General features: G+C 32.2%; 8 protein-coding genes. 3 read left to right on the top strand and 5 right to left on the bottom strand.

From position 1 onward, the window contains the following. Window positions 1-350: 350 nt before the first annotated feature. The 3 genes from RBQ93_RS12190 to RBQ93_RS12180 are packed head-to-tail and all read left to right on the top strand — an operon-like array spanning window position 351 to window position 1,925. A complete protein-coding gene (locus RBQ93_RS12190; protein WP_320372393.1) occupies window positions 351-773 on the top strand; it encodes a hypothetical protein in 423 nt (140 codons plus the stop codon). A gap of 43 nt (window positions 774-816) precedes the next feature. Next, the gene (locus RBQ93_RS12185; RefSeq protein ID WP_320372392.1) at window positions 817-1,224 is read left to right on the top strand and encodes a hypothetical protein; all 408 of its coding nucleotides are present in this window, start codon (window positions 817-819) and stop codon (window positions 1,222-1,224) included. Further along, window positions 1,224-1,925, top strand: a complete 702-nt coding sequence (locus RBQ93_RS12180; RefSeq protein WP_320372391.1) for a helix-turn-helix transcriptional regulator — start codon at window positions 1,224-1,226, stop codon at window positions 1,923-1,925. Before RBQ93_RS12185 ends, RBQ93_RS12180 begins: the two co-directional genes overlap by 1 nt. 9 nt (window positions 1,926-1,934) lie before the next feature. Here the strand turns inward: RBQ93_RS12180 and RBQ93_RS12175 are convergent, their stop codons facing one another. The 5 genes from RBQ93_RS12175 to RBQ93_RS12155 form a co-directional block, all read right to left on the bottom strand. Beyond that, complete coding sequence (locus RBQ93_RS12175; RefSeq protein ID WP_320372390.1) at window positions 1,935-2,141, bottom strand: hypothetical protein; 207 nt, start codon at window positions 2,139-2,141, stop codon at window positions 1,935-1,937. Between the two features lie 2 nt (window positions 2,142-2,143). Beyond that, window positions 2,144-4,315, bottom strand: coding sequence for a hypothetical protein (locus tag RBQ93_RS12170; protein ID WP_320372389.1), 2,172 nt, complete (start codon window positions 4,313-4,315; stop codon window positions 2,144-2,146). 359 nt (window positions 4,316-4,674) lie between these two features. Next, the gene (locus RBQ93_RS12165) at window positions 4,675-6,207 is read right to left on the bottom strand and encodes a hypothetical protein (protein WP_320372388.1); all 1,533 of its coding nucleotides are present in this window, start codon (window positions 6,205-6,207) and stop codon (window positions 4,675-4,677) included. 12 nt (window positions 6,208-6,219) lie between these two features. Continuing rightward, complete coding sequence (locus tag RBQ93_RS12160) at window positions 6,220-6,648, bottom strand: hypothetical protein (protein WP_320372387.1); 429 nt, start codon at window positions 6,646-6,648, stop codon at window positions 6,220-6,222. A gap of 34 nt (window positions 6,649-6,682) precedes the next feature. Beyond that, the coding region (locus RBQ93_RS12155) for a hypothetical protein (RefSeq protein WP_320372386.1) at window positions 6,683-7,282 on the bottom strand (600 nt) is incomplete at its 5' end.

Raw genomic sequence — 7,282 nt, 5'->3', positions numbered from 1 at the left:
ATTGAATTTTGCAAGAAATATTTCTTATCTTTTTGATAAATATGAAAGCAATAAAAATATACGAAAAATACAACAAAAAAACCGCATAAAGCGGTCTGTTTTTGAAAAATGGTGCCGACTAGAGGAAGTAACAAATGATGATTCCATATATCATTAAGTTTTTTTAATAATTAAGTAAACTTAATTATTATATTATTTTTTTAACTCAATAATTCCATCACTTTTACTATTTTTTGATATTATTAGCAAATTTTTATACCCAAAAATAAAAAAAATAAAAAAAATGTTGTAAAGTGTTGACAAAGTAAACGCTTACTGCTATAATATAGACAGTAAAAGAGGAAAAGAAAATGAGCAAATATAGCGAATTCATTAATGAAGTTAAGAATAATCAATTAGAAAAGTTCTTTGGAAAAATTGAATGGTATTCAAACAAATATTTTAGATTCAATAGATACATTGATGAAGATAACATCATCATCATAACGAATGATCTTATTTTTAATAAATTCAATAGTACCACTTTGTTGATCGTTGGATCTAATCAAGCGGTTTATTTAAAAGATTGGCAAGTCTTTTCAGTTAGTAATTATGATTTCAATTTGAACACTTATGCAGTTAAATTAAATAGAAAATACTTTAAAATTTATACTTTTCAGAAAAATTTTGAAGATTTTATTATTGAAAAAACTTACTCATTTGACGATTTAGTTTCTTTGGCGAAAAATCAAGATTTGGAAAAAATGACCATCAGAACTGGTCATCTTAATTAAAAGAATCTCAACTTTTAAAAAATGAGAAGAAAGAGGCAGAAAAATGACAAAAGAAGAATTTGGACTATTGGTTAAAAATTACTTATCCGAAAAAATGGCAGTTGATTGGGGAGTTTTGGAAGAAGCAGAAAAAGCGATTGATGATGTGATCGATGTGGCGTGGGAAGAAGTCGATAGCATGGGCGGTGATTTTGTTGTTGAAAACGACATGGAAGAAGTCATCAACAACGCTATTTACACATGCAAAGTGAATTTTTGGGAAAAATGGTTACATGCGCAGCATTGGACTATTTACGATTTAGCTAATCACGTTAACGCCATTTGGGGCAAAGGTGTTACCAGTCGAAATGTTATTGATTGGTTAATTAATCATGACAAAAGTACAGCTGACACCACTTTTGATGTTACTTACGAAGAAGATGAAGATCTTGATGAAGAAAAAGACTGCTAATGAAATTTTTAACATATGATGAAGCATTTAATGCTTCGAAAAACAAAAATCTAATTTCAAAAATTTATAAAAAAGGTTTGATTTTGGCAAACGATTCTTTAATTCGCGATTTAAATCGGTATTTAGAAATTTATGGAAAAAAAGCCGAATCAATTGTCTTTGATTTATTAAAAATTAATGAATCAACAACAATTTTACAACAAAATGCCATCGCTATTTTAGGGGCCTTTATGAATAAATTTAATCGATCAGAGAAATTTGTTCCAGAGAAAAATTGTAGTCGAGAAAAATTGTTGCTATTTTTGGAAAAAGAATTAACAGAAGAAATTTTATATTTTGGAAATATTGAATGTGTAATGGTTTTTAAAAATGGTGAATTCATTGATTTTATGGATCATGTTGATCAATATGATTTTTATCCCGATGAATTTTATGTAAAAGCGCCATTAAAAAAAGCATTATTTGCAGTTATAAAAAGTCTTTATCCAAATTTTAAAACGTCGGCAATAGTTATTTCTATAAATCGTCGTTTAAAAAATCTAAACGTGCGTGAATTGGCAAAAAAAATCGAATTGTCATTCCAGGCAATCAGCAATTATGAAAATAACTTGCGAGAGCCTAGTGATTTTAGCAAAAAAAAGATTGCCAAAGCTTTAGAGTTCGATTTAAAAGAATTTAATTCTAATTATTGGGATTTGTAAAAAAAAGAGCTAATCAGCTCTTTTTTTTTTATTATTATCATCGTGCTTTTTTCGCATTTTCTTTGCCTCTTTGGAAATTTTGACAACGCGAAAAATAATTCCGACTACTCCCAAAACGATCAGTATAATAATGAAAATTAAGAATCCTTTTACAGCTGCTTCCACCAATTCTCCAAGTGAAGTTGTTGATTCTGCCGCTAAAATCTTCAATATCATTTTTATTCATCCTCCTTATATTCGATTTTGGATTTTACATTGTTGTTTTCCGTATATTTTTTTAATTCTTCAATCCAATAAGAATCTTGATTCGATAATTCATCAACACTAGCCATCGTGGATGAATAAGTCTTTGCCTGGTAAAATCCGCTTTTTGCTTTTACCCTTTGTTCATCGAAAAAATTAGAATAACAATCGGTGCGGTAAACGTCGGCATACATTTTTTGCAGGATAAAATAGTAAACCTTATCAAATTTTTCGCCCGATTCATCGGCAGTTGCGCCAATTTCATGACGATAATTAACCGGTTGATAACCGAATAAGTTTACATTTTTTATGAAATGATTATAAAAAGGCTGAATTAATTTTTCGAGTAAATAGTTGTAAAGAGTTTTGTCCGTTCTTTTGCTTCTAAATTTAAAATAATACTTATTAAATATTTTGATTAAAGGTTCGCAAAGTAAATAATCAATCCAGAATAAAGGCAAGATAACTTTAATATCTGCCTTTTTTTTAATCCGGATACGATCTTCGCACGTTTCACGCAAATCAGCATTAACGCTATATTCACGCTGTGAATCAAATAACAATTTAGTAAATGGATAACCATCAATGGTGAATTCATGACGTGTGATTTTGATTGATCGGTTAAATCCATCATTTCGCTGATTAGCATCTTCAGATGTTTTTTCTAACCCGGCATAATCGTCCTTATTACCACGCTCTTTGTCGATTTCAGTATAAGCTTCAATTTGACCATCCATTTGATACCACTTTGTGGAATCAAATGGATTCATTTTTGTTAAAATTCTTCGCGAATCAAAATTGCCAATTGAAGAAAAAGTCTTTGCAAGATCCTCGTGTTTATCGATTTTAATATAATCGTAATCATAAAGAGGAAAATGGCCCTCACGTTTAAATTGGAATCTAGTAGCATAATTTGTAAACGCTAGTGATTTAGGACTGAAGTATAGAAAATAAGCTTGCCCATAATTAATCAGAGCTTCATCCAAGGAAATAGTGCGAATCCCATTAAAAAATGTCAGTGAGTATTTTTTAAAATCATAATCCCACAATTGACTAGCTTGTGAATTTTCGTTATTTAAAAACGATTTAAAACGCTCTTTAATTCGTTCTTTTAATTGCGCCCGATTAATGATTGATTCATTTTCGATGCCATTTATAATCCATTTTTCAAATTTATACCAGGGGAAATTCGGGAAAAAGTGCATATGTTTTTGTATAATTTCAAAAGCTTTGTCGCGCATTAACTTTTCGCCATCAATCGCCATCGAGGTCATCATCATCGTTTTACCGCTACCAACCGTGCCAGTAATTAAAGTAGCGACCGCTAATTCATTAACAGCATCTTCATTTATTTTCTGCATTTCTTTAAGTCGATTTTCAGCCGCTTTTCTACGAAAATAAAAAACTAAATAAGCACCAATGATTATTAATGGCAACTTTTGATATAACATAAGAACAATAAAAATATCGATAATTATGGACATCAAAATTGACCATAAAGAAGTAACATCAAAGGTTTTTACAAAATTAAAATACCAGGCAATAAAATCAATGCCCATGGACATAGCGCGATAGATAATTAAAATTGCAACAATAAGGACAATTTTATAGATTGGATAATCTTTCCAAAAATTGAATAAACTAATTAACCATTTTTTTGTGGGATAGATGTATCGTGATTCAAAATTGTTGAATTTAATTAGATTTTTTGATTCTTTAAACTTATCTTCTGGTCCATCGCGCATAATTAATTGATTGATTAAAATGATTAAAATGATTATGAATGGAATCCAGATTAAAAGTCGTGTTAATTTTAATAAAAAGTTGGTCAATTTAATTAAGTATAAAAAGGCAAAATCTTCATTAAATAAAGCAGCCGAAAGAACTTTAAAATCATAGATTGCTGCTTTAAAATCGGTCGGTAAGCGTAAGTCATTCACATCAATTGCTAAATTTGGCGGATCTATTGCAATACTATCCTTGCTAAAATCGAATAGTCCAATGAAAGAGCGTAATAAATAAAGAAGCGATTCGCCTAATCTTACATAACTACCACTGGCCCACCAAAAAGACGGGATGATAATCAATGATAATAGTCCAATTAAAATATAATGACGATAGTTGATTGCTTTAAATTTTCTTTTCATAAATAGGCCTCGTTGTAAAACATTTCATTTAGATTGACGCAATATAGCCGCTGATCGCTTAATAAGGTGAATTCAAAAATTTCTTCATCATTAATTGTTGCGAATATGTAACCATTATCTTGCGTGAAATTAAAAAGATACTCGGTATCGTTTAAATTAATAATACCGGTATCGTTTTCGTGAAATTTAACTTCATTATCAATCGAAATCCAGGATGTTGAATAGATAGGCGCTAGACTACGATTAGCAATTAAATTGAGCGTATTTCCTAAATAGAAAATAATAATTAAAATCAATGATGTTATCAATAATTTGCCAACAATATGGGATGTCTTTAATTTGAAATCCATATGACACCCCTATTTCTTTTTCTTGATTTTTAATAATGGAATCAACTTGATGATTGCAAAGATTAAGAACGCGCCAACAATAAGGATTAACACCATTTGACCACTTTTAATCAGCGCATCAATCGGATTATCAACGCCAAAAAAGCTGTTGAAATTACTCATCAACTTATCCCACCAGGATTCGTTTTCCGGGACTTCAGTTGCAGGTAATTCCCCGGCAATTCCTAAATTCCCGTTTTCATCTTTCAAATTGATGAAAAAAGGATCATCAACATCAATGTTGGTTTCCAAAGCTTCAAAATAGATTTTAATAGTTGCCGCGCTGACTGCTAATGGAATATCAATCACCATCGCGTTATTATCACCGTTAAAAATGTAGCCAATCGGTTTAGTCTCATTCAACACCAAAGGCGCTGAATATTTAAGGCGATCATAAGTTAAGAGTAAGTTTTCCGCACCAATTAAATCGCCACAAGCGATAATTACTGGATCATAGTCGCCAATGATTGTGTAAGATGTTAATGTTGCGCTGATTAAATTATAGGCGCTGTTCCCAGGGAAGTAGACCGCGTTAGAAGTCGTCCATTCACCATCTAGTTTGCTAATTTCAAAATAAGTGCCACCAGTGTCAGTAGCAAAATCAATCGTTGGTTGAATAATTGTGCCATCAGCATTTTCGCCTTCAACTGCTAAATAAGTGATTGCAATGTTATTTGTTGAACACATCGGCAAAATGATATAGTGCGTATAAGCTGCATTTCCCCAAATGTTACTTTGCATTGACGTATAAGAAGTGAATCCATCGTTAATTTTGCTTTTTCCATATAAAAAGATTGTCGAATTTAACATTTGTTCCGCATCGCGATCGATCTGGCCGATGTATTGGTAAAGTTTATTAATCGTGCTAGTTTTCCCTAAACTTGGAATTTTAATTTGATAAATGTCACTTGGATCGTTAGTAATAACACCTGGGCCTAACTGTTCTTCGGAAGTCGCAACTTCATAAAACCCCTCATTAACTTCATCATAAGCAATGTCGTGTGTCGTGATTAAAGGATTGATTCTTAATCCAATATTTTCACGATAATTAATAACATGGCGATCTTCTATTCCTAAACTTGAATCCGTTTTTAAAACAACTTCGTCAATTGAATTTTCAAAATTGGCATTTGTCAAATCATAATCGATGAATTGAACGGATTGACCAGTTGTTATATCGCGAATTTCAAAATACACCCGATTTATTTTAACAATGCCGGAAGCACTATTTAAATTAAAAAAGATAATGGGAGCCTTACTCGTAACCGTCGCATCGCCTAAAGTATTCTCAATAATATCGCTGAATCGTGAATCTAAATTTGCCCAGGTATTTTGTAAAATCCATCCTGGGGCAGTTTCATCAGCTCCTATTCTCAAATAGTTTGAAATGAACGGATTATCGGCGGCCGCCTCTTCAGCGCTCACAGGCGCGATGTTTTGACCACCAAAAAGGCCACTAAATAGAGTGGCGGCCAAGATTGCAATTTTATTAATTTTTAACATAATAATTCTCCCTTATAAATCAAAATTGGTAGTATCAAAACTAATGGATTCGATCGGAACAGAATATTCGAAAATTATTGAATAGTATTTGGTTTCGTTGTAGTTTTTTGCAACCACTTCGACCGTATTCATGAATGGTTGCAAATTTTCAACTTGATAACTTGTGGTGCTAATTTTTCTAATTGAAAAAACTGTTGGATCTAGGACGGATTCGATATTCCAAAAAATATAACTTTCATTAGTCATTGAATCGACAGTTAATAAGATTTTTGAACTTTCGGCGAAATTATGGCGAGTATTTTCTTCAATTTTAACTACTGGGAACTCCGGCTCATCGACTTGCGGTTGCGAAAGATTAACGATTGCAGCAACAGCGCCGATGGCAATGATTGAACCAATTATTAATCCAACTGTGTTATTCGTTTTATTTTTTTGGGCCATAATTTCGCCTACTTTCTGTAATTATTTTTAAAATCTAAAAGTCAAAATTATCAATATTAATCGCCAATCCCTGTGGAGAGTATTGATAGTCAGTGGTATCAATTTTTGCCAACATAAAAACTGTGGAATCTTCAGTAATTTGCAAACTATTTAAAATTGTTGGAGCAACACCATCGATTTTTGCAAGGAATGGGAAGTATAAGTCCGCGCCTGAATGATTAGCTGACAAGGTATTAATTGCGTTATAAAATTCATCAACAAAGGCATTACCGGCATTTTCCGCAGGCATAATATGACTGATTTCGCTAAAATCAACAGTTGCGCCATCTTCTTGTGACAATTTAAACGCCATACTTCCAAATAAGTCAGGTGCGGTGACTGTTGGATTAGTTTTTCCGGTTACTTCAACTAGATCAGTTGCTTTGACAATTGATCCACCTAGTCCACCGCCGGCCCAATAGAAGTTCGCACCGTACTCATAAGTCAGAGTTCCGGCGGCAACTGCAGCTTTAGTACCAATTGAAAGTTCTTTACCAATTGGATTTGTAAATATATTGCCACTCGCGACCGCTAAAGTAGGAGTGTTATGAATACCGGTGAAATGATATCGTTTGATATAATTAACTGTGCAAGT

It is taken from the genome of Trichlorobacter sp. (assembly GCF_034008105.1).
Classification (GTDB): domain Bacteria; phylum Desulfobacterota; class Desulfuromonadia; order Geobacterales; family Pseudopelobacteraceae; genus Trichlorobacter.
This window is presented reverse-complemented; position numbering and strand designations above follow the sequence as displayed.